This is a genomic window from Nocardioides endophyticus (genome assembly GCF_039543845.1).
GTDB classification, from domain to species: Bacteria; Actinomycetota; Actinomycetes; order Propionibacteriales; family Nocardioidaceae; genus Nocardioides; species Nocardioides endophyticus.
The window spans coordinates 1-19,058 of record NZ_BAABKN010000031.1 but is presented as its reverse complement, the minus strand read 5'-3'; the positions used below and the strand labels follow the sequence as shown (position 1 = coordinate 19,058).

Annotated in this window: 18 protein-coding genes; 8 read left to right on the top strand and 10 right to left on the bottom strand. The window is 71.0% G+C overall.

Going from position 1 to position 19,058, the window contains the following annotated elements; all coding sequences use genetic code 11:
• Window positions 1–65: 65 nt before the first annotated feature.
• Complete coding sequence (locus ABEA33_RS22905) at window positions 66–1,319, top strand: HNH endonuclease signature motif containing protein (protein WP_345529392.1); 1,254 nt, start codon at window positions 66–68, stop codon at window positions 1,317–1,319.
• 147 nt (window positions 1,320–1,466) lie between these two features.
• On the opposite strand, the gene ABEA33_RS22900 is transcribed toward ABEA33_RS22905, so the two are convergent.
• Entirely contained in the window at window positions 1,467–1,796 is a 330-nt protein-coding gene (locus tag ABEA33_RS22900) for a hypothetical protein (protein ID WP_345529391.1), read from the bottom strand.
• Between the two features lie 40 nt (window positions 1,797–1,836).
• On the opposite strand from ABEA33_RS22900, the gene ABEA33_RS22895 reads away from it, so the two are divergent.
• Complete coding sequence (locus tag ABEA33_RS22895; protein WP_345529390.1) at window positions 1,837–2,094, top strand: hypothetical protein; 258 nt, start codon at window positions 1,837–1,839, stop codon at window positions 2,092–2,094.
• Window positions 2,095–2,143: 49 nt separating this feature from the next.
• Here the strand turns inward: ABEA33_RS22895 and sigJ are convergent, their stop codons facing one another.
• Window positions 2,144–3,013 (bottom strand): RNA polymerase sigma factor SigJ, encoded by an 870-nt coding sequence (gene sigJ / locus ABEA33_RS22890; protein WP_345529389.1) that lies wholly within the window; start codon window positions 3,011–3,013, stop codon window positions 2,144–2,146.
• A 73-nt stretch (window positions 3,014–3,086) separates the two neighbouring features.
• On the opposite strand from sigJ, the gene ABEA33_RS22885 reads away from it, so the two are divergent.
• The 3 genes from ABEA33_RS22885 to ABEA33_RS22875 all read left to right on the top strand — a co-directional run bounded on the left by ABEA33_RS22885 (window position 3,087) and on the right by ABEA33_RS22875 (window position 7,704).
• The gene (locus tag ABEA33_RS22885; RefSeq protein WP_345529388.1) at window positions 3,087–3,545 is read left to right on the top strand and encodes a carboxymuconolactone decarboxylase family protein; all 459 of its coding nucleotides are present in this window, start codon (window positions 3,087–3,089) and stop codon (window positions 3,543–3,545) included.
• Between the two features lie 19 nt (window positions 3,546–3,564).
• Complete coding sequence (locus tag ABEA33_RS22880) at window positions 3,565–3,723, top strand: hypothetical protein (protein WP_345529387.1); 159 nt, start codon at window positions 3,565–3,567, stop codon at window positions 3,721–3,723.
• Between the two features lie 549 nt (window positions 3,724–4,272).
• Entirely contained in the window at window positions 4,273–7,704 is a 3,432-nt protein-coding gene (locus tag ABEA33_RS22875; RefSeq protein ID WP_345529386.1) for a glycosyl hydrolase, read from the top strand.
• Window positions 7,705–7,804: 100 nt separating this feature from the next.
• Here the strand turns inward: ABEA33_RS22875 and ABEA33_RS22870 are convergent, their stop codons facing one another.
• Both ABEA33_RS22870 and ABEA33_RS22865 read right to left on the bottom strand, forming a co-directional pair.
• The gene (locus ABEA33_RS22870) at window positions 7,805–9,298 is read right to left on the bottom strand and encodes an aldehyde dehydrogenase family protein (protein ID WP_345529385.1); all 1,494 of its coding nucleotides are present in this window, start codon (window positions 9,296–9,298) and stop codon (window positions 7,805–7,807) included.
• 25 nt (window positions 9,299–9,323) lie between these two features.
• On the bottom strand, window positions 9,324–11,321 hold the full coding sequence (locus ABEA33_RS22865; RefSeq protein ID WP_345529384.1) for a thioredoxin domain-containing protein: 1,998 nt from the start codon (window positions 11,319–11,321) through the stop codon (window positions 9,324–9,326).
• 118 nt (window positions 11,322–11,439) lie between these two features.
• On the opposite strand from ABEA33_RS22865, the gene ABEA33_RS22860 reads away from it, so the two are divergent.
• Window positions 11,440–12,033, top strand: a complete 594-nt coding sequence (locus ABEA33_RS22860) for an SDR family NAD(P)-dependent oxidoreductase (RefSeq protein ID WP_345529382.1) — start codon at window positions 11,440–11,442, stop codon at window positions 12,031–12,033.
• Window positions 12,034–12,037: 4 nt separating this feature from the next.
• On the opposite strand, the gene ABEA33_RS22855 is transcribed toward ABEA33_RS22860, so the two are convergent.
• The 3 genes from ABEA33_RS22855 to mca form a co-directional block, all read right to left on the bottom strand.
• A complete protein-coding gene (locus ABEA33_RS22855) occupies window positions 12,038–12,490 on the bottom strand; it encodes an aromatic ring-opening dioxygenase LigA (RefSeq protein WP_345529381.1) in 453 nt (150 codons plus the stop codon).
• A gap of 296 nt (window positions 12,491–12,786) precedes the next feature.
• Entirely contained in the window at window positions 12,787–13,038 is a 252-nt protein-coding gene (locus ABEA33_RS22850) for a hypothetical protein (protein ID WP_345529380.1), read from the bottom strand.
• Window positions 13,039–13,051: 13 nt separating this feature from the next.
• Window positions 13,052–13,903 carry a mycothiol conjugate amidase Mca gene (gene mca / locus ABEA33_RS22845; RefSeq protein ID WP_345529462.1) on the bottom strand — a complete coding sequence of 284 codons (852 nt, stop codon included), beginning with the start codon at window positions 13,901–13,903 and terminating at the stop codon, window positions 13,052–13,054.
• 65 nt (window positions 13,904–13,968) lie between these two features.
• On the opposite strand from mca, the gene ABEA33_RS22840 reads away from it, so the two are divergent.
• Window positions 13,969–14,367, top strand: coding sequence for a DUF4307 domain-containing protein (locus ABEA33_RS22840; protein WP_345529379.1), 399 nt, complete (start codon window positions 13,969–13,971; stop codon window positions 14,365–14,367).
• A 180-nt stretch (window positions 14,368–14,547) separates the two neighbouring features.
• Window positions 14,548–15,057: a transcription elongation factor GreA gene (greA, locus tag ABEA33_RS22835; protein WP_345529378.1), complete on the top strand. Its 510-nt coding sequence runs from the start codon at window positions 14,548–14,550 to the stop codon at window positions 15,055–15,057.
• Window positions 15,058–15,145: 88 nt separating this feature from the next.
• On the opposite strand, the gene ilvA is transcribed toward greA, so the two are convergent.
• From ilvA to ABEA33_RS22820, 3 genes are read right to left on the bottom strand one after another with little or no spacing between them, the layout of a single operon-like run.
• Window positions 15,146–16,375, bottom strand: coding sequence for a threonine ammonia-lyase (ilvA, locus tag ABEA33_RS22830; protein WP_345529377.1), 1,230 nt, complete (start codon window positions 16,373–16,375; stop codon window positions 15,146–15,148).
• Entirely contained in the window at window positions 16,368–17,741 is a 1,374-nt protein-coding gene (locus tag ABEA33_RS22825; RefSeq protein WP_345529376.1) for an AI-2E family transporter, read from the bottom strand. The genes ilvA and ABEA33_RS22825 overlap by 8 nt, the downstream gene beginning before the upstream one ends.
• Before the next feature lie 25 nt (window positions 17,742–17,766).
• Window positions 17,767–18,930: a cystathionine gamma-synthase gene (locus ABEA33_RS22820; protein ID WP_345529375.1), complete on the bottom strand. Its 1,164-nt coding sequence runs from the start codon at window positions 18,928–18,930 to the stop codon at window positions 17,767–17,769.
• Window positions 18,931–19,058 lie beyond the last annotated feature (128 nt).

The window sequence follows — 19,058 nt, the reverse complement described above, 5'->3', positions numbered from 1 at the left end:
CAGCGTTGTCCACGGGCCGACGGCGCCCGGATGCGGGCGCCGGTCGCAGGGGGTTGGCTGGACTCATGACCGCGATCGCAGCCCCGAGACACCGAGTGTCGGTGGCGGTCGCGCACGCACACACCGAGCTGGAAGCCGTGGCGGACGCCTCGGTGTGGTCGATGGATGCTGCCGAGACCGCATCGACGCTGGTGGAGCTGACCCGCCTCGAAGCGCAGGTCGCCGAACTGCGGTCCCGGGTCGCGGCGCACGCCGACGAGCTGCAGGTCGGCCAGGAGGTGGGTGCCACGTCGACGGCGAACTGGCTCGCGCACACGGTGAAGGAGACCCGTCCGGGCGCGGCGCGGACGGTCCGGTTGGGCTACGACCTCGCCACGCACGACCTGGTCCGGGCCGCGTTGGCGCACGGTGACCTCCGGGTCGAGCAGGCCCAGGTGATCATCCGCGCGGTCAAGGCTCTGCCCGAGGACCTGGACCCGGACCTGGTGATCAGGGCCGAAGGGCACCTGGTCGCCGCAGCGCAGGAGCACGACGCCCACACCCTGAGGATCCTCGGCCGCCGGCTGCTGGAGGTGGTGGCACCCGAGCTGGCCGATGCCCACGAGGCCGACCTCCTCGAGAGGGAGGAGGCCAAGGCGGCGCAGGCGACCCGATTGACGATGACCGACGACGGGCACGGCAAGACCCACGGACGGTTCACCCTGCCCACGGCGCAGGCCGCCAGGTTGAAGAAGATGCTGCTGGCGATCGCCGCCCCCAAGCACCAGGCCGCCACCCACGGAGCGGGCGCAGGTGTGGAACGCCGGCCGGGGCCGGAGCGGCTGGGGAGGGCGTTGGCCGAGCTCATCGAACGCATCACCGCGAAACACCTGCCGAAGGTCGGCGGCACCGACGCCACCATCGTGGTCACCATCGACCTCGACACCCTCACCGGGAAGCTGGCGAAGGCCGGGGTCCTCGACACCGGCGACCGGATCAGCCCGAGAGAGGCCCGTCGGTTGGCGTGCACCGCCCGGATCATCCCCGTCGTCCTCGACGGCAAGTCTCAGGTCCTCGATGTCGGCCGCGCCCGCCGGCTCTTCACCAAGGCCCAGCTGCTCGCCATGACCCTGAGAGACGGCGGCTGTGCCGCCGACGGCTGTGACTGGCCACCCTGGATGTGTCACGCACACCACTGGCAGCGATGGACCGACGGAGGGCCGACCGACCTTCACAACGGCGGACTCCTCTGCCCGAGACACCACGCGAGAGCCCACGACCCCACCTACGAGACGACCCATCACCCCACCGGCAAGGTCAGCTTCCACCGCAGGACCTAGGCCGGCGGCACGGACGACCGATACGGACCCCAGTGGCGTGCAGGCGTCATTGGGCTACGGGAGCTGCAGCTTCCGGCCATGGCCACGCCGAGGAGCGGAACGTGATGACGAGAGCTGCGGTGGTCACGAGGGCGACGACAGCCAAGCTCAACAGCAGCGGGCCGTGGTGCCACGTGACGGCCCAAAGGAGGCGAGCAACAGTGGCGGGAGAGCGGCGACAGTGCCGACGAACCGGAGCGCGCGTCCGCCGGTCCGACGCTTCCGAGCGGCTACGCCGCTTCCGAGGACCAGCAGAATCGTCGCAGCGGACGCCGACAGCACGAAGACGCTGAACGGGAACTGCGCCCGCGTGATGCCGTCGGAAGAGTGGCGGTCGCCGTACGACGCCATGGCGGCCCAGACCGCGTAGGCACCGACGGGCACGCTGGCCGCCACGTAGGCCACCGCGACCGCCGCGGTCACCGATCGATACGACATCTCTGGACCCTAGAGCACCAGCACGCGTCATGATCGTCGTGTGTGGGATCAACCCGTCGTCCCGAACCGCCCGCCGCCCGGCGCACCAGCGGGGGCACTGCTCGGCGTGCTGACCGGTCTGCTCCTCACGTCGATCTGGCTGTACGGCGCGTGGGACGTCGCCCTCGCGGTCACGGCCGTGTTCGCCGGCCTGATCGCCGTGCTGTTCGCGGGCGCGCCGGGATGGAGGGCGTTCGGGACGGGGTTGCTGGTGGCCGCCGCCCTCGCGGGCGGCGCTCTCGCCCTCGTCGCCAGCTAGCGCCCCAGAGGCTCATCCCTCAGAGGCTCATCCCTCAGAGGCTCGGCCCTCAGAGCAGGGCGCGCAGGTCCAGCCCGGCGAGCCGGTCGGGGTCGGCGACGATGTTGATCTCGACGATCCGGCCGTCGCGGATGGCGGGGCTGAAGACGGATGTCGGCCGCCCGTCGACCACGGCGAGCAGCCCGACCGCGCCGTTGACCAGGACCGGGACGCCGGTCGGCCCGATCTTCGCGAACATCAGGGCCTGCCCGGCGACCGTGGCCGCGCCCCGGATCACCCGGGACGGGCCGGCGTCGCCCAGGTCGGCGCGGAGCGTGACGTCGGGGTCGAGTACGGCGACGAGCGCGTCGAAGTCGCCGTCCCGAGCAGCAGCGAGGAACGCGTCGAGGACTCGGCGCTGGGTGGGGAGGTCGGCGGCGGTGGGTGGCGCCTCGCGGACCCGGCGGCGCGCACGGCTGGCCAGCTGGGTGGCCGTGGCGGCGGAGGTGCCCACGATCGTGCCGATCTCCCCGAAGGGCACACCGAACATGTCGTGGAGCACGAAGGCCATCCGTTCCCGCGGCGGCAGGGCCTCGAGCACGACGAGCAGCGCCAGGCTGACCGCGTCGGCCTGCTCGGCGGCCGCCTCGGGGTCGGCGTCGAGGCGGCTCACCACGGGGTCGGGCACGTGCACGTCGAGCGACTCCTCGCGACGCGCCTTCCGCGAGCGGAGGAGGTCGAGGCAGATCCGGCTGACGACGGTGGTGAGCCACCCGCGCAGGTTGGTCACGTCGCTGACGTCCGTCCGGGCCAGCCGCAGCCAGGCCTCCTGGACCGCGTCGTCCGCCTCGGCCACCGACCCCAGCATCCGGTAGGCCACCGCGCGCAGGTGCGTGCGGTGCTGCTCGAACTGCTCGGCCAGCTGATCCTGGTTGGTCACTGTCAGGTTCCTCCTTCGAGATCCGTCACCTGCTTGACGAACCGACGTCGACCGACATGACAGGAGCCAGCACATGCAAGCACGGATGACCCACCCCGTCTTCCTCGTACCCGCGGCGTTGAAGGGGCTGGCGGCGTACGCCCAGGCCGCGGAGGGGCTCGGGGTCCCGAGCACGACGTTGGAGCTGGTGCACCTGCGCGCCAGCCAGATCAACGGCTGCAGCGTGTGCGTGGAGCTGCACGGCACCGCGCTGAAGAAGGAGGGCGAGAGCGACGAGCGGCTCTTCGCGGTGGCGGCCTGGCGCGACGCGCCGTACTTCACCGACGCCGAGCGCGCCGCCCTCGAGCTGGCCGAGCACGTGACCCGCGTGGCCGATCGCGGGGACCCGGTCCCGGACGCCGTCTGGGCTGAGGCGGCGCGTCACTACGACGAGCAGGGGCTGTCCGCGCTGCTGATCGCGATCACGTCCGTCAACGTCTGGAACCGGCTGAACGCCGCGACCCGGCAGGTCGCGGGCGCGTGGGCCCCGTGACCTGACCCACCCTCGACGCGTGACCCGACGACACCGGCTGCTGCTCCCGGTGGTGATGGCCCTGGTCGTCAGCACACTGGTGGCGCTGGGCACCATCACACTGGGCACCACCGCGCCCGCGATCGCCGGCCCGCCGGCCCGCCGGTCGACTCGCCACAGCCGTGGCACCTGCCGCTGAGCAGGTACGCCGATGCCCCGGTCCACGCGACCGTGCCGGCGGGTCTGGCCGCACGGGCCGGCGCGGCCGCGGTTGGCGTGTCGCCGACCAGCGGCAACGGGTCGTTCACGTAGTCGTGGATCTGGGGAACCTGCGACCCGCTCGGCACCGACACCTACACCGCCATCGACGTCTCGGGAGCGGTCGTGCGGACGACGTTCACCATCGGCAGTGGGACGGGACCGCCGCCCGCGCCGGTCGGCAGCCAGCTCATGTTCGACGCCGCCTCGGCTCCCAGCCTCGCGACATGAGGGCGTGGCTCGCCTCGCCGTACCGTCGGCGTCTACGTCCCGGTCGCGCCGGGCACTGACGACCGGCACGACAAGGTGCAGTCCAACCCTCACCGCCTCGTGGGTCGCCGAGGTGTCCGCGATGGGCTGCGGCGGCTGCGGGCTATTGATCACGGAAGAAGTGAATCGTTCCAATCGTGGCTTTTTGCGGATAGTGTCACACGTCACAAAGGCTCCATGTCCCTCCAACGGAGCCGTCGCCTAGCGAAGGAAGCTTCTCTTGATTCGATTCAATTCTCGGGGACGAGTCCTGCTCGTCGGAGCCGTCTCAGCCGCATCCGCACTCGCCCTGTCAGTTGCCGCGACCCCGGCAGACCCCGCCACCGCGGGGCCCGGCGGCTCCGGCGCCACGGCCCCACACGCGCGCGGCTTCGACGCCGCGGCGTTCGCCGACCCTCCCCACGACAGCCGTCCATCCATCTACTGGTACTGGACCGGCACCGTCACCCCCGACGTGGTGGACGCGCAGCTGGCCGAGATGCGCGACAAGGGCATCTACGAAGCCGTCCTCTTCCCCTACGGCGGCGCAGGGATGAAGCCCGCCTACTTCACCGAGGCCTGGTTCGACATCGTGGGACACGTCCTGCGCGAGGCCAAGCGCACCGGCATGCGGATCTGGCTCTTCAATGACAGCAACTTCCCCAGCGGCAAGGCCGGCGGGATCATCGCCAACGGTGGCACCGTCGGCGACAAGACCTACGAGCCGAGCCCTGAGCTGAGGCTGAAGGCGCTCCAGCGGTCCACCCGCGTGGTCGAGGGGCCGACGACGATCGACCCCGCCGAGTCCAGCGGCCTCAGTGTGGCCGACGGTCGCCTCGTCGTGGACGCCGCGATCCGCGAGGGCGCGCACCCGCTCACTGCGGGCGACGCCTGGACCGACTACACCGTGACCGGCAAGGTGCGTCTGACGGCGTCGGGCGCGCAGCTTGTCGTCCGCTCTTCCCCGGACGGGACGAAGGGCTACCTGGTCGACATCGACGTCAAGGGCAGGGCGAGCGTCTGGCGCGTTGACGGCGATTCGAGGACCCAGCTGACACAGGGCATCCCCGCCCCCGGCTTCCACCCCCGCAACGAGCAGACGGTCACGGTCAAGGTCGCCGGCGACCGCATCCAGCCAGTGGTCAACAAGACCGTGCAGCCCGTCGCCACCGACGCGACGTACCCCGTCGGAGCGCCGGCGGTCAGCGCCGAGTACGGCGGCGTCGGCGTCCAGGACGCCGTCGAGGGTCTGCAGCGCGTCTCGTGGGATCACCTTGCCGTCACTGACCCGGATGGCAAGGAGCTGTGGTCGCGGACCTTCGACAACGGTGAGCAGATCGGTGGCTTCGGTGGACCGACGGTGCGGATCACCGGCGCCGTCGCAGCCGCGGCCCGCCCGGCCGGCTCGACCGACGCAGCCGACCTGGTCGAGCTGACTCCGGAGCTCGAGAAGGGCTCCTGGCGAGTCCCTGCGGGGCGCTGGCAGGTGGACACCTACGGCAAGGCGATCCTGACCGACGACTCCAGCGGCTACCACCGGGGCTACCTCGACCTGCTCGACCCGAAGGCGACCGACCGCTTGTTCGACGTCGCTCAGGGCGAGTACGTGCGCCGCTTCGGCTGGGCGATGGGCTCCGTGGTGCCGGGCTTCTGGGATGACGAGCCGTTCATCTCCTCCGCCGCGCCGTGGCCGTTCAAGCGGCTCCCTTGGTCGAGCAGCCTCGAGAAGCTGGTCGAGGAGAGCGGGTCGACTCCGGGAGTCGCCTACACGGCCGCCTTCGAGCAGCTCGGCCGCACCGGTGAGGAGTACTCCGGTGTCTACTGGCGGGCCGTGAACAACGCCTTCGCGACCAACTACTACCAGCGCCAGGCCGAGTGGATGGGAGACCGAGGCCTCCAGCTCATCACGAACCCGCTGCTGGACGAGGAGAGCCCCCAGAAGCGGATGGAGAGCACCGGCGACCTGGCCAAGGACAACCAGTACGCGCAGGTCCCCGGCACGGACATGATCACCGAGGACTACGTGGCCGGCCACCAGACCAGCCTGGGCCGCAACGCCGCGGCCTCGGCCCACCACAGCGGAGCGGACCGGGCACTGTCGGAGGTCTTCGGCAACTCCGGTTGGGATGTGGCGCCCGAGTACATCCATGCCACGATCGGCGCCCTCGCCACGCGCGGCGTCAACTCCTTCTCGCTGCACGCGATGTGGACGGATGAGCAGCAGGTCTTCTTCGCGCCTCCCTTCGGGCCCAGCAACACCTACTGGGATGCGATGGGCGACGTCGACGCGTGGATCGGCCGGGTCAGCGAGATGGCCCGTGGCGAGTCGCTGGCTCGGACGGCACTGCTGCAACCGCAGCGCGCGGCCGAGCAGACCCGGGTCTCCGACACGGCGCATCAGCTCGACGAGGACCTGAGCTCCACGGCGTTCGCGCTGGAACGAGGGCAGGTCGACTTCGACATCGTGAGTGACGGATCCTTCTCCGGCGACCCGCACACCCGTTACCAGGCGCGACCCAAGGCGGGGTCGCTGCACGTCGGCTCGGCGTCGTACCGGATGGTCGTCGTCCCGACGACTCCTGTATTGGACTTGGAGACCGTCAAGACCCTGCAGGGGTTCGTCAGGGCCGGAGGTCGCGTCCTCTTCGTGGGTCCCCTTCCCGAGCACGAGGCGCGCGGCCGGGACAAAGCGATGGCCTCCGCATTCACGTCACTGGTCGCCGGCGCCTCCGGACACTGGACGCGGCGCGGGGCCGGCCGAGTGGCTCTCGTCCCGGACGCCGACGCGGTCGGTGCGCTGGCGCGTGAAGCCGACGTCGCGGCCGCAGAGCTCTCACCAGCGGCTCCCGCGGTCCGGGTGCTGCGCACCGGCCGGGGCAGCGATGTCTCGTTCCTGGTCAACAACGAGAGCGATCAGCAGGTGAGCACCCGCGCGACGCTTCCGGTCGACGGAGTCCCGGAGATCTGGGATCCACGCACCGGAGAGGCCGAGGTCGCCACCACGTACGACGACGGCGGCCGCGATGCGACGACGGTGCCGCTCGAGCTCGACCCGTACGAGACCATCGCGGTGGTCTTCCGCAAGCGCACGAAAGCCAACCCACACCTGGTCGGCGACCGGGTCGCGGAGTCCGTGGCTCGGGTGCGCAACACGCTCAGGGCGGCCCTGGTCCTCGACGAACCCGGGACCATCGAGCTGACGGGCAGGGACCACGGCAAGGCCTTCCGCGGCCACGTCACGGTGCGCGACCCGTTGCAGCCCATTCCGGTGGACGGGCCGTGGACCGTGCAGCTCGAGCGCGACGGTGAGAGCCCCCAAGCGACCGACCTGGGATCGTGGACGGTGACCGACCCGACCTTCTCCGGGAGCGCGGTCTACCGGACGTCCGTCGACCTGACCGGGTCCGATCTCGGTGACCGCCGGCTGATGCTCGACCTCGGCGAGGTGAGCGACGTGGCACAGGTGACCGTCAACGGGGTCAAGCTCCCGCGTGCCCTGTGGAGCCCGTATGTGGTCGACGCGACCGAAGCCCTGCGAGCAGGAGACAACACCATCGAGGTGCGGGTCACCAACACCTTGCTGAACAGGCGCAGCAAGACACCGCCGCCCTCGGGCCTGCTCGGTCCGGTCACGCTCCGCCCCTCGGCTGTCGTCGACGTGAGTCTGAGGTAGCCGGAGAGTCCGCGAGCGAGGCGTGCAAGGCGTGACGCCACTGGCAGCTCCAGCCAGTGGCGTCGCGCTCGCGAGCCGGCGTGCCAGCGCACCGACGACGTCAGCGCTTCTTGGCGCGCCCGTGCAGCAGCCCGATGACCTGGGCGAGCTGCTTGTCGGCCTTGGCCGTCCGGTCGAAGCTGGTGAGGTTGATCATCGGCTTGAACCTCTGCCGCGCGATCGCCTTGGCGTAGGTGAACTCCTTGAGGCCCTCGGGTCCGTGGATCCGGCCGAAGCCCGAGTCCCCCACGCCACCGAAGGGCAGGCTCGGGATGCCCGCGAAGCTGATCACGCCGTTGACCGCGGACATCCCCGAGCGGACCCGCTCCGCGATCGCCATGCCGTTGACCTTGCTGAAGACCGTGTTGCCGAGGCCGTAGCGGGTCGCGTTGGTCTTCTCGATCGCCTCGTCCATGGTGCGCACCTTGGCGATCGTCATCGTCGGGCCGAAGGTCTCCTCCTGCACCGCCAGGGAGTCCTCCGGCACGTCGACCAGGATCGTCGGCTGCACGAACCGCTCACCCACGGCGTCGATGCCGCCGACCACCGCGCGGCCGCCGTGGTCCAGCGCGTCCTGCACATGGCTGCGGATCACGCCGACCTGGCTGGGCATCGTGATCGGGCCGATCTTGCCGTCCCGGTCCGCCCGGAGCACGGCCGCCTTCGCGGTGATGGTCGAGAGGAACTCGTCGTACACCTTCTCGTGCACGTAGACCCGCTCGACGCCGATGCAGGTCTGGCCGGCGTTGCTGCACGCACCCCACAGCGCCGCGTCGGCGGCGGCCTCGACGTCGGCGTCCGCGTCGACGATGACCGAGTCCTTGCCGCCGGCCTCGATGACGACCGGGGTCAGCGTCTCGGCGCAGGCGGCCATCACCTTCTTGCCGGTCGCCGTCGATCCGGTGAACGCTACCTTGTCGACACCGGCACGGCACAGCGCGGCCCCGGTCGCGCCGAGGCCGGTGACGAGCTGGAGGACCGGACGGCCGACGGCGTCCTGGAACGCCTGCACCATCCACGCCCCGACACCGGGGGTGTGCTCACTCGGCTTGAAGACGACGGCGTTGCCGGCTGCCAGCGCGTAGGCGACCGAGCCGAGGGGCGTGAAGACCGGGTAGTTCCACGGGCCGATGACCCCGACGACGCCGAGCGGCTTGAACGCCACCGACGCCGATTGGTTGACCATCATCAGGCCGGGCGACACCCGGCGCCGACCGAGCACCCGGCCGGCGTGGCCCGCGGCCCAGGAGACGTGCTCCATGGCCAGCCCGGCCTCGAGCATCGCATCGCCGACCGGCTTGCCCATCTCGAGGCGCATCAGCTCGGCCAGCTCCGGCAGCCGCTGGGTCATCGAGGTCTTCCAGGCGTTGAGGTGCGTCTTGCGCTCCCCGAAGCTCAGGCCGCCCCACCACGCCGCCTCCTCGCGAGCGCGGGCCACCGCTGCCTGCACCTCCTCCGCGGTCTGCACCGGGTGGGTCCCGACGACCTCGCCGGTCGCGGGGTTCAGCGACTCGAAGGTGGAGCCGGACTGCGGTCGAGCGGGCGCCTGGGTCATGACGGTCACAGTAGTGCTGTCACGGTCACCGCAACAGGGCTGCCTCCAGGTCTGCCACGGTGGTCACCGGGCGCTCGCAGACGAAGCCCCGGCAGACGTACGCCGCGGGCCGGCCGTCCACCGGCTCCCGTCCGACCAGGAGCGGGATCCGGTCGTCGGGTCCGTCCGCGACGACCACCACCGCGCCCGGGTGACGACGGGCCCGGCGCTCCAGTGCGTGCCGATCCTCGCTCGCCCCACCCACGACGGCCACCTCGACCGGCCCGTCGAGCATCGCCTGGGCCGCTGCGAGCGACCACCCGGCGAACCGCGGCGCCTGCTCGGCGACCACCTCGACCGTCGCGAGTGCCGCCTCGGCGGCGTCCCGATGCCGGCCCGAGCCGGTCACCGCGGCGTACGTCGACAGCGCATGGATCAGCGAGGACAGCCCGGACGGGTAGGCGTTGTCCGACGGGTCGCGCGGGCGGGCGACCAGCGTCTCGGCGTCGTCCGCGGTGTCGAAGAACCCGCCGTCGTCAGCGGCGAAGTGGTCGAGCGCGATGTCGAGCAGTACGCCGGCCCGCTTCAGCCACAGCGGGTCGCCAGTGACCTGGAGCAGGTCCAGGTAGCCGGCCGCGACGCACCCGTGGTCCTCGAGCACCCCGGCCGGCGCGCCGACGACGCCATCGCGCGACACGCGGCGGAGCCGGCCGTCGACCAGGTGCACCCGCCAGAGGAGGTTGCCGACAACCACGGCGTCCTTGACGTAGGTGGGCCGGTCGAGCAGCCGCCCGGCGCGGCACAGCCCGCTGATCGCCAGCCCGTTCCACGCTGCGACGACCTTGTCGTCGCGAGCCGGGCGCTCCCGGCGGTCACGAGCAGACCTGAGCAACCGCTGGGTCCGGTACCACCGTTTGAGGTCGTCCGGCTCGGTGAGCAGCTGGAGGGTCGACGTGCCGTGCTCGAAGGTCCCTGCATCCGTGACGGACAGCAGCCGGGCGGCCCACGGGCCGTCGTCGGGCCCGAGCACCTCGGTCAGCTGGGCCGGCGTCCAGACGTAGTAGGTGCCCTCGGCGCCCTCGGAGTCCGCGTCGAGCGCGGACGCGAACCCGCCCTCCACCGTTCGCAGCTCACCGAGCAGGAACTCGGCGATGCCCTCGGCAGCCCGGTCGCCCAGCTCGGTCCCCCACTCGGCGTACACCCGCAGCAGTAACGCGTTGTCGTAGAGCATCTTCTCGAAGTGCGGCACCACCCAGTCGCGGTCGACGCTATAGCGCGCGAAGCCGCCGGCGAGCTGGTCGTGGATGCCGCCGCGGGCCATCGCCTCGAGCGTCGCATCGGCCATCCGGCGGGCCTCGGTCGGCGACTCGGCCGATGTCTCGCCACCGCCCGCCATGCGCAGCAGGAACTCGAGCACCATCGTCGGCGGGAACTTCGGCGCACCGCCGAACCCCGCCGACTGCTGGTCGAACTCCCGGGCCAGGCCGATCACCGTCCGCTCGAGCAGCTCGGCTCCCGTCACGGTCGCCGCACCCCGGACGCCACCCTGGGACGCGAGGTGCTCGCGGAGCGTCTCCGCAACCCGGGCCACCTCCTCGCCGCGGTTGGCCCACGCGTCGGTCAGCGCCTCCAGGACCTGGCGGAACGACGGCTGCCCACCGCGCGGGCGGTCCGGGAAGTAGGTGCCGGCGAAGAACGGGTTGCCGTCGTGGTCGAGCACGCAGGTCATCGGCCAGCCGCCCCGCCCGGTCATCGACGTCGTCGCCTGCATGTAGACCGCGTCCACGTCGGGCCGCTCCTCGCGGTCGACCTTGATGCTGACGTAGTGCTCGTTGAGGTACGCCGCCGTGGCCTCGTCCTCGAACGACTCGTGCGCCATCACGTGGCACCAGTGGCACGCGGCGTACCCGACGCTCAGCAGTACCGGCACGTTGCGGCGCCTCGCCTCCTCGAAGGCCGCCGGCTCCCACTCCCACCAGTCGACGGGATTGTCCGCGTGCTGCAGGAGGTACGGCGAGGTCGCGGACGCCAGTCGGTTCGGCACCACACCACCGTACGGGCGGCCGCCCGACGCGTGGTCCGATTCCCGCCAGCATCGCGCGGCGGTCCGCGTGGAGATGGGTGCGCCGTCGATCGACGGCGACAACCCTGAAGGAGACCCCATGAAGATCGCGTTCGTCACCGGAGGCAACCGCGGGATCGGCCTGGCGAGCGCCCGCCGACTCGCCCACGACTGCGGCCACGTCGTCATCACCTCTCGCGACGCCGCCGCCGGCGAGGACGCTGCCGACCGGTTGCGGCGGGAGGGGTACGCCGTGACGAGCCTGCAGATGGACGTCACCGACGAGACGTCGGTGAAGATCGCGGCGGGGATCGTGGGGGGATCGTGGGGGACCGGTTCGGGCACGTCGTCGTGCTCGTCAACAACGCCGGTCAACGTCAGCACGACGATGGGCTCCCTGGCGGACCAGACGAACCCGGACTCGCCGTACCTCTCCCTGGTCGTGCCGGCCTACCAGTCCTCGAAGGCGGCGCTCAACAACGTGACCATCACGCTCGCCAAGCAGCTGGCCGTCAGCTCGATCAAGGTCACCTCGGTATGCCCCAGATTCGTCCGCACCGACCTGGCTCCTGCCGCGGCCGAGGCACCTCTGGCTCCCGAGGACGCAGCCGAGGTCGTCTACCGGGCTGCCACGCTGCCCGACTCCGCCGCGTCCGGGACGTTCGTCGACGCCCAGGGCGCGGTGCCGTGGTGAGTCGTCAGGCGATGCGCGCGAGCCGGGTCAGCACCCAGCCCAGCAGGATCAGCACGACGCCGACCACCGCGACGAACGCGGCCACGCCGAACGCCACCACCGACGTGAAGAGGCTGGCCCGCAGGAACGACGCGTTCATCACCGTCGCGCGGTTGGGGTCGTCCTGGGCGAGCTCGGAGTAGGTCTTGCCGCCGCCGATCTCCTCGGCGTGCTTGGCGATCACGTCGGCTTGGGCGTACGCGGTGAACGGGCCCTTCACGTCCTTGCCCGCGAAGTGCGCCGCGTCGTCGGAGACGGTGATCTTCTCGTCGGCCAGGGTGCTCGAGATGACGGCGTACGTCGCGACGCCGGCGACCAGGAACACGATGCCGAGCACGGCGACGATGATGCCGACGACCCGGACTGCTTTGTCATTGCGCTTGGCCGGCTTCGCCCCGGCAGGCTCGGTCTCAGTCATGACACCCAGCAGAGCACCGCGCCCGGGGCGGCGGCTCACCCGGACCGGGTGACCGTGCCGGACCCCGCTGACCGCTGACCGCTGACCGCTGACCACACGGCCGCATGCGGCGCCGGCCTCCACCGACGCAAGCGCTCGGAGGGCCGACTCCTCTACCCGGGACCGGCTTGTGTTCACGGCGACTTCTTCGGAGGGTCGTGTCGTGATCCTGGTCCGCGGCACCTCGCTGTCCGGGTTCGTCGAGCTGGTCGAGATGATGGCGACGTGGTGATCCGCCTCACGCAGGTCGGAGCCGATCAGCTCTGGGGGCGCTCCGGTGCCTGCTCGGGCATCTGGACGGGCTTCCGGTCGGACGGGTCGTAGAGCCCCGCGTCCTCGGCGGCGTCCACCTTGCGCAGCTGCTTGACCAGGCTCCAACCGAGGAACGCTACCGCGAGGATCAGGCCGATGAAGATCGCGAAGCCCACCCATCCGGCCTTGACGTCGTTGGCCTCGGGCACCTCGTCGACGAACGAGAGCACCTGCGGAAGGACGGTCAGCACCTGCATGGAGAACAGTCTCTCAGAGTGGGTGGGTGATGCCCGCGAAGAGGTCGTCCTCGGGGAGCTCTGACGTGACGTGGCTCGTCACCAGCTCGAAGTCCTCGGTCGGCCAGACCTCGGCCTGGAGCTCACGCGGGATCGCGAACCAGAAGCCGTCCGGGTCGATCTGGGTCGCGTGCGCCAGCAACGCCTGGTCGCGGACGCCGAAGTAGTCGGAGCACGGGACCCGCGTCGTGACCCGGGCGTCCCACTCGGGCTCGTCCTTCCACTCCGCGAGCCGCTCCGCCCACGGCGACTCCAGACCGTGGGCGATCATCGCGTCGTGGGTCGCCTGGATCCGGGCCTTGTTGAACGAGTGGTGGTAGTAGAGCTTGAGCACCTGCCAGGGCTCGCCGAGCTCGGGGTAGCGCTCCGGGTCGGCCGCCGCCTCGAACGCGGCGACGCTGATCTCGTGGCACTTGATGTGGTCGGGGTGCGGGTAGCCACCACGCTCGTCGTACGTCGTGAGGACGTGCGGGCGGAACTCGCGGATCAGCCGCACCAGGGGCGCCATCGCCTCCTCGAGCGGCACCAGAGCGAAGCAGCCCTCGGGCAGCGGCGGCTTGGGGTCGCCCTCGGGCCAGCCCGAGTCGATGAAGCCCAGCCAGTCCTGGCGGATGCCGAGGATGTCGCGAGCCCGCTCCATCTCCTGGCGCCGGATCTCGGTGATGTTCTCGAGGATGTCCGGCCGGTCCATCTTGGGGTTCAGGATCGACCCGCGCTCGCCGCCGGTGCAGGTCGCAACGTGGACGTCGACCCCCTGCGCGACATACATCGCGGTGCTGGCGGCGCCCTTGCTCGACTCGTCGTCGGGGTGGGCGTGGACGTGCATGAGCCGGAGACCGGCGCGGGAGGGGTGCTGCGTCACCCGGACATCCTAGGTGGGACCATTTCGACGTGATCCAGCCAACCGACCTCGCCGACAGGTACGGCGCGCCGGCACCCTGGCGACGCCGGGCGACCGTGGGGGTGTGTGTCGTCCTGGTGGCCGCGTTCCTGGGCTGGCTGGGCTGGACCGTCTGGGACCAGTCGACCCCGCAGGTCCGCTCGGACATCGTGGGCTACAAGGTCGTCGACAAGCACCTGTCCACCGCCACGGTCGAGGTGCGGCTGGCCGACGACGACGTCGTCGCGAGCTGCACCCTGCGGGCGTACGCCGAGGATCACACCGTCGTCGGCGAGCTGGTCTTCACCCCCGTCGACGGCCAGAGCGTCCAGGAAGTGCGCACCGAACGGCTCGCGACGTCGGTCGAGCTGCTCGGCTGCACGGCCCCCGGGCAGAGCCGGCCGCGCTGAACGATCTGCTTTTGTAGCGGTCCGTTGTTAGACTCGCCGATCTGACGCTCCCCGCAGGGCCGTCGAGGACGGCCCGACGCGATCACGCACTGTCGTTTACCGACATCCTGTGCGGGGAACCCACCGACGATGCGACGGAGCGATTCCGCCGTACCTCGAAGAAGCAAGCAGGAGTTACCCATGACGCAGGCAGCAGCACAGGGCAAGGTCTGGCTCACCCAGGACGCGTTCGACAAGCTCACCCAGGAGCTCGAGGATCTCAAGGGTCCCGTCCGCCAGGACATCATCGCCCGGATCAGCGCGGCCCGCGACGAGGGCGACCTCAAGGAGAACGGCGGCTACCACGCCGCCCGTGAGGAGCAGGGCAAGCTCGAGGGCCGGATCCGGCAGCTCGAGGACATGCTCAACCGCGCCGAGGTCGGCGAGACCCCGGCCGACGACGGCGTCGTCGAGCCCGGCATGAAGGTCACCTACAAGTTCGTCGGCGACTCCGACGACGACGTCGAGACGTTCCTCCTCGGCGCCCGCGAGATGGAGGACGCCGCAGGCGGCCTCAAGGTCTACTCGCCCCAGTCGCCGCTCGGCTCCGCCATCCTCGGCTCCTCCAAGGGCGACACCGTCACCTACGAGGCGCCCAGCGGCAAGGAGCTCCAGGTCGTCATCGTGGATGCGGTCCCCTACACCGGCTGAGTCACCGAGATCGCCGAGTCGGCGCAGATTGACCCACGAGTCGGCGCAAAGTGACCCTTCCAGGGGTCACTTTGCGCCGACTCGGCGTCTAGGACAGGACCCGGTAGCCGTGCTCGCCGAGTCGGGTGAGCACCTGTTGGGCGTGCGGCTCGCCGCGGGTCTCGAGCTGCAGCCGCACCTCGACCTCGTCGACGTGCAGCGTGGGTGAGATCCGCTCATGCGCGACCTCGAGGACGTTCGCACCGACGGCGCTGATCTCGGTCAGCAGCTGCGCCAGCCCACCGGGTACGTCGGGGATGCAGACGCGCAGGTTGAGGTAGCGACCCGCGGCGGCCATGCCGTGCCGGATCACCTTGCCCAGCAGCAGGGGATCGACGTTGCCGCCCGACAGCACCGCGACCGCCGGCGTCCGGAAGGCGGTCGGGTGCTCCAGGAGCGCCGCGACCGCCGCCGCGCCGGCCGGCTCGACGAGCATCTTGGCGCGCTCGAGCGTGGCCAGTACGGCGCGCGCGAGCGCGTCCTCGGAGACCGTGATGATCTCGTCGACGTGGTCGCGCACCGCGGCGAACGTGATGTCGCCCGGTCGGCCGACGGCGATGCCGTCGGCCATCGTCGTCATCGAGGACAGCGCGACCGGGCCACCGTGCTCGAGCGAGCCCGGGTACGCCGCGGCACCTGCGGCCTGGACTCCGACGACTCGCACCTCGGGCCTCCCGAGGACCCGGCACTGCGCCTTGATCGCGATCGCGATGCCCGCGAGCAGACCGCCGCCACCGGTCGGCACCAGCACAGTCTCGACGTCGGGGGTCTGCTCCAGGATCTCCAGGCCGACGGTGCCCTGGCCCGCCACGACGTCGACGTGGTCGAAGGGGTGGATCAGCACCGCGCCGGTGCGCTCGGCGAAGGCGTGCGCCTCGTGCAGGGCGTCTTCGAGGTAGCGACCGTGGAAGACCACCTCGGCGCCGTACCCGCGGGTGGCCTTCTCCTTGGGGATCGGAGCGCCCTCGGGCATGAAGACGGTCGCCTTGATGCCGAGCAGTTGCGCGGCGAGCGCGACGCCCTGGGCGTGGTTGCCGGCGGAGGCCGCGACGACCCCGTGGGCGCGCTCCTCGGCGGAGAGCCTGGAGATGCGCACGTAGGCACCCCGGGTCTTGAACGAGCCGGTGCGCTGGAGGTTCTCGCACTTGAGCGACACCGGGCCGCCGGCCAGCGCGGAGAGCCAGCGCGACTCCTCCATCGGCGTCTCGATGGCCACCCCGGCGAGCACCTCGCGGGCCAGCTCGATGTCGGCCAGTCCGACGGTGGGCGGCTCAGTCATCGCTCGGCCCGTCCCCCACGTCGACGGTCTCCCCAGTCTCCTCGTAGTCCTCCTCGAGCTCCTCGATCGGATCGTCGCCCGGACTCGTGTAGCCGGCGAGATGCTGGACGACGGCGTTGACGGCCGCCGCGATCGGTACGGCGACCAGCGCGCCGGCGATGCCCGCGATCAGGATGCCGGCGGCGATCGCCAGGATGACCGCGAGCGGGTGCACCGACACCCAGCGGCCCATCAGGAACGGCTGGAGCACGTGTGCCTCGAGCTGCTGCACGCCGATGATCACGGCGAGCATCAGCAGGGCGGTGATCGGGCCGTTGGCGACCAGCGCGACCAGCACGGCCACGGTCCCCGCGACGGTGGCACCAACGAGCGGGACGAAGGCACCGAGGAAGACCAGCACGCCGATCGCGAGCACGAACGGCACGCCGAGGACCGCGGCGCCGACCGCGATGCCGATCGCGTCGACCAGGGCGACGATCACCGTCGCGCGTACGAACTGGGTGAGCGAGATCCAGGCGACCCGGCCCGAGCTGTCCACGTGGCCCCGGGCGGCCCGCGGCGACAGCCGCACCATCCAGGACCAGATCCGGGTGCCGTCGGCGAGGAAGAAGTACGTCGAGAACAGCACGATGAAGAAGCCGGCGAAGACGTGCCCGACCGCGGTGCTCACCTCGGTCACGCTGCTCAGGTTCGCACCTTCCTTGGTGCGCTTCTCGATCGCGTCCTGGGCGCTCTGGATGTAGTCGTTGATCTGTGAGTCGCTCGCGTGCAGCGGGCCGTCCTTGAGCCAGCTCTTGATCTCGTCGAGGCCGGCCACGGTCTGGTCGGCCAGGTCGGTGGCCCCGGTGGCGATCTGCTGGCCGGCGAGCGTGAGCAGCAGTCCGACCAGCGCGATGCCGGCGATCACCACGCCCAGCGCGGCGAGGCCCCGCGGGAGCCCGATCCGCACCAGGCCGTCGACGATCGGGACGACCAGGGCGGTGATCAGCAGCGCGATCACGACGGGGAGCACGACGACGGACAGGTAGCCGATCGCCAGGAAGACGACCGCCCCCGCGCCGACGATCACCAGGAAGCGCCACGACCACGCAGCAGCGAGGTCCACACCCCACGGCACGCCCTCACGGCGTACCGGCGCCGCGCCACCGGCGACCGCCGGCAGGCCCAGCTGGGCCTGACGCTCGTCGCGCAGGTGGGCGAACTGGTGCGCGAGCCTCGCCGCGAGCCGCTCCTCGCGCTCCTCGTCAGCGGCGCTCGGCCGGTGCCGCAGACCGATGATCGGTCGGCGGCGACGGGTCTCGGATCCGTCGTCCTCCGGTACGCCGTCGGGGGTCGTGTCCTCGGCGTCGTTGCCGTCGTTGCTCACGGCGACAACCTATCCTCCACGCCGGTCAGCCCAACGCCCTCTCGAGGTCGGCCACCAGGTCGTCGGCGGTCTCGATGCCGACACTGAGCCGGACCAGGTCCGCCGGCACCTCGAGGTCCGTGCCGGCGACGCTCGCGTGCGTCATCCGGCCCGGGTGCTCGATGAGCGACTCGACCCCACCGAGCGACTCCCCGAGCGTGAAGACCTCGGTGCGCTCGCACACCGACAGCGCCTGCGCCTCGCCGCCGTTCACGCGGAACGACACCATCCCGCCGTACCTCTTCATCTGGCGCTGGGCGACCTCGTGCCCGGGGTGGGTCTCGAGGCCGGGGTAGATCACGTCGCCGACCGCCGGATGGCTGGTCAGGAAGTCGACGACGCGCTCGGCGTTGTCGCAGTGGCGCTCCATCCGCAGCGCGAGGGTCTTCAGGCCGCGCAGGGTCAGCCAGGCGTCGAACGGCCCGGCGACCGCACCCATGGCGTTCTGGTGGAAGGTGACCTTCTCGGCGAGGTCGAGGTCCTTGACCACGATCGCGCCGCCGACGACGTCGGAGTGGCCGCCGCAGTACTTCGTCGTGGAGTGCACCACGACGTCGGCGCCGAGCGTCAGCGGCTGCTGGAGGTACGGCGACGCGAAGGTGTTGTCGACGACCAGCAGCGCGCCGACGTCGTGGGCGATCGCGGCGAGGGCCTCGATATCGCCGATGTTGAGCAGCGGATTGGTGGGCGTCTCGACCCAGACGAGCTTGGTCTCGCCGGGCCGTACTGCGGCCGCGACCTTCTCCAGGTCGGACACCGGCGCCGGGCTGTACTCGAGGCCCCAGACCTTCTCGACCTTGTCGAAGAGCCGGAAGGTGCCGCCGTACGCGTCGTCCGGGATCACCACGTGGTCACCGGGCCGGCACAGCCCGCGGACCAGGGTGTCCTCGGCGGCCAGGCCGGAGGCGAACGCGAACCCGCGCTCCCCCTCCTCCAGCGCCGCGATGTTGCCCTCGAGCGCGGTCCGGGTGGGGTTGGCGGAGCGGCTGTACTCGTAGCCGCCGCGCAGCCCGCCCACGCCGTCCTGCTTGTAGGTGCTGGTCGCGTAGATGGGCGGGATGACCGCCCCCGTCGCCGCGTCGGGCTCGTACCCCGCGTGGATCGCACGCGTCTCGAAGCCGGACTTGTTTCGGTGCTGCTGCTCGCTCATTCCTCGAGGCTAGCGGTGGTTGAGGTGCGAGCGAGCGAGCCGACCCGGTGGTTAGGTGTGAGGCGCGCCAGCGCCGAGACGCTTCTATAGGTTGTCAACTGGTGTGGTGGCTGTGAGGTGTCGGTAGA

Bases quoted from the DNA above. Each gene is read 5' to 3' on its own strand.
- ABEA33_RS22855 (WP_345529381.1), bottom strand. From the start codon at position 12,490: ATGACTGAGACCGAGCCTGCCGGGGCGAAGCCGGCCAAGCGCAATGAC.
- ABEA33_RS22860 (WP_345529382.1), top strand. From the start codon at position 11,440: ATGAAGATCGCGTTCGTCACCGGAGGCAACCGCGGGATCGGCCTGGCG.
- ABEA33_RS22870 (WP_345529385.1), bottom strand. From the start codon at position 9,298: ATGACCCAGGCGCCCGCTCGACCGCAGTCCGGCTCCACCTTCGAGTCG.
- ABEA33_RS22905 (WP_345529392.1), top strand. From the start codon at position 66: ATGACCGCGATCGCAGCCCCGAGACACCGAGTGTCGGTGGCGGTCGCG.
- ilvA (WP_345529377.1), bottom strand. From the start codon at position 16,375: ATGACTGAGCCGCCCACCGTCGGACTGGCCGACATCGAGCTGGCCCGC.
- ABEA33_RS22885 (WP_345529388.1), top strand. From the start codon at position 3,087: ATGCAAGCACGGATGACCCACCCCGTCTTCCTCGTACCCGCGGCGTTG.
- greA (WP_345529378.1), top strand. From the start codon at position 14,548: ATGACGCAGGCAGCAGCACAGGGCAAGGTCTGGCTCACCCAGGACGCG.
- ABEA33_RS22820 (WP_345529375.1), bottom strand. From the start codon at position 18,930: ATGAGCGAGCAGCAGCACCGAAACAAGTCCGGCTTCGAGACGCGTGCG.
- ABEA33_RS22850 (WP_345529380.1), bottom strand. From the start codon at position 13,038: ATGCAGGTGCTGACCGTCCTTCCGCAGGTGCTCTCGTTCGTCGACGAG.
- mca (WP_345529462.1), bottom strand. From the start codon at position 13,903: ATGCACGTCCACGCCCACCCCGACGACGAGTCGAGCAAGGGCGCCGCC.
- ABEA33_RS22900 (WP_345529391.1), bottom strand. From the start codon at position 1,796: ATGTCGTATCGATCGGTGACCGCGGCGGTCGCGGTGGCCTACGTGGCG.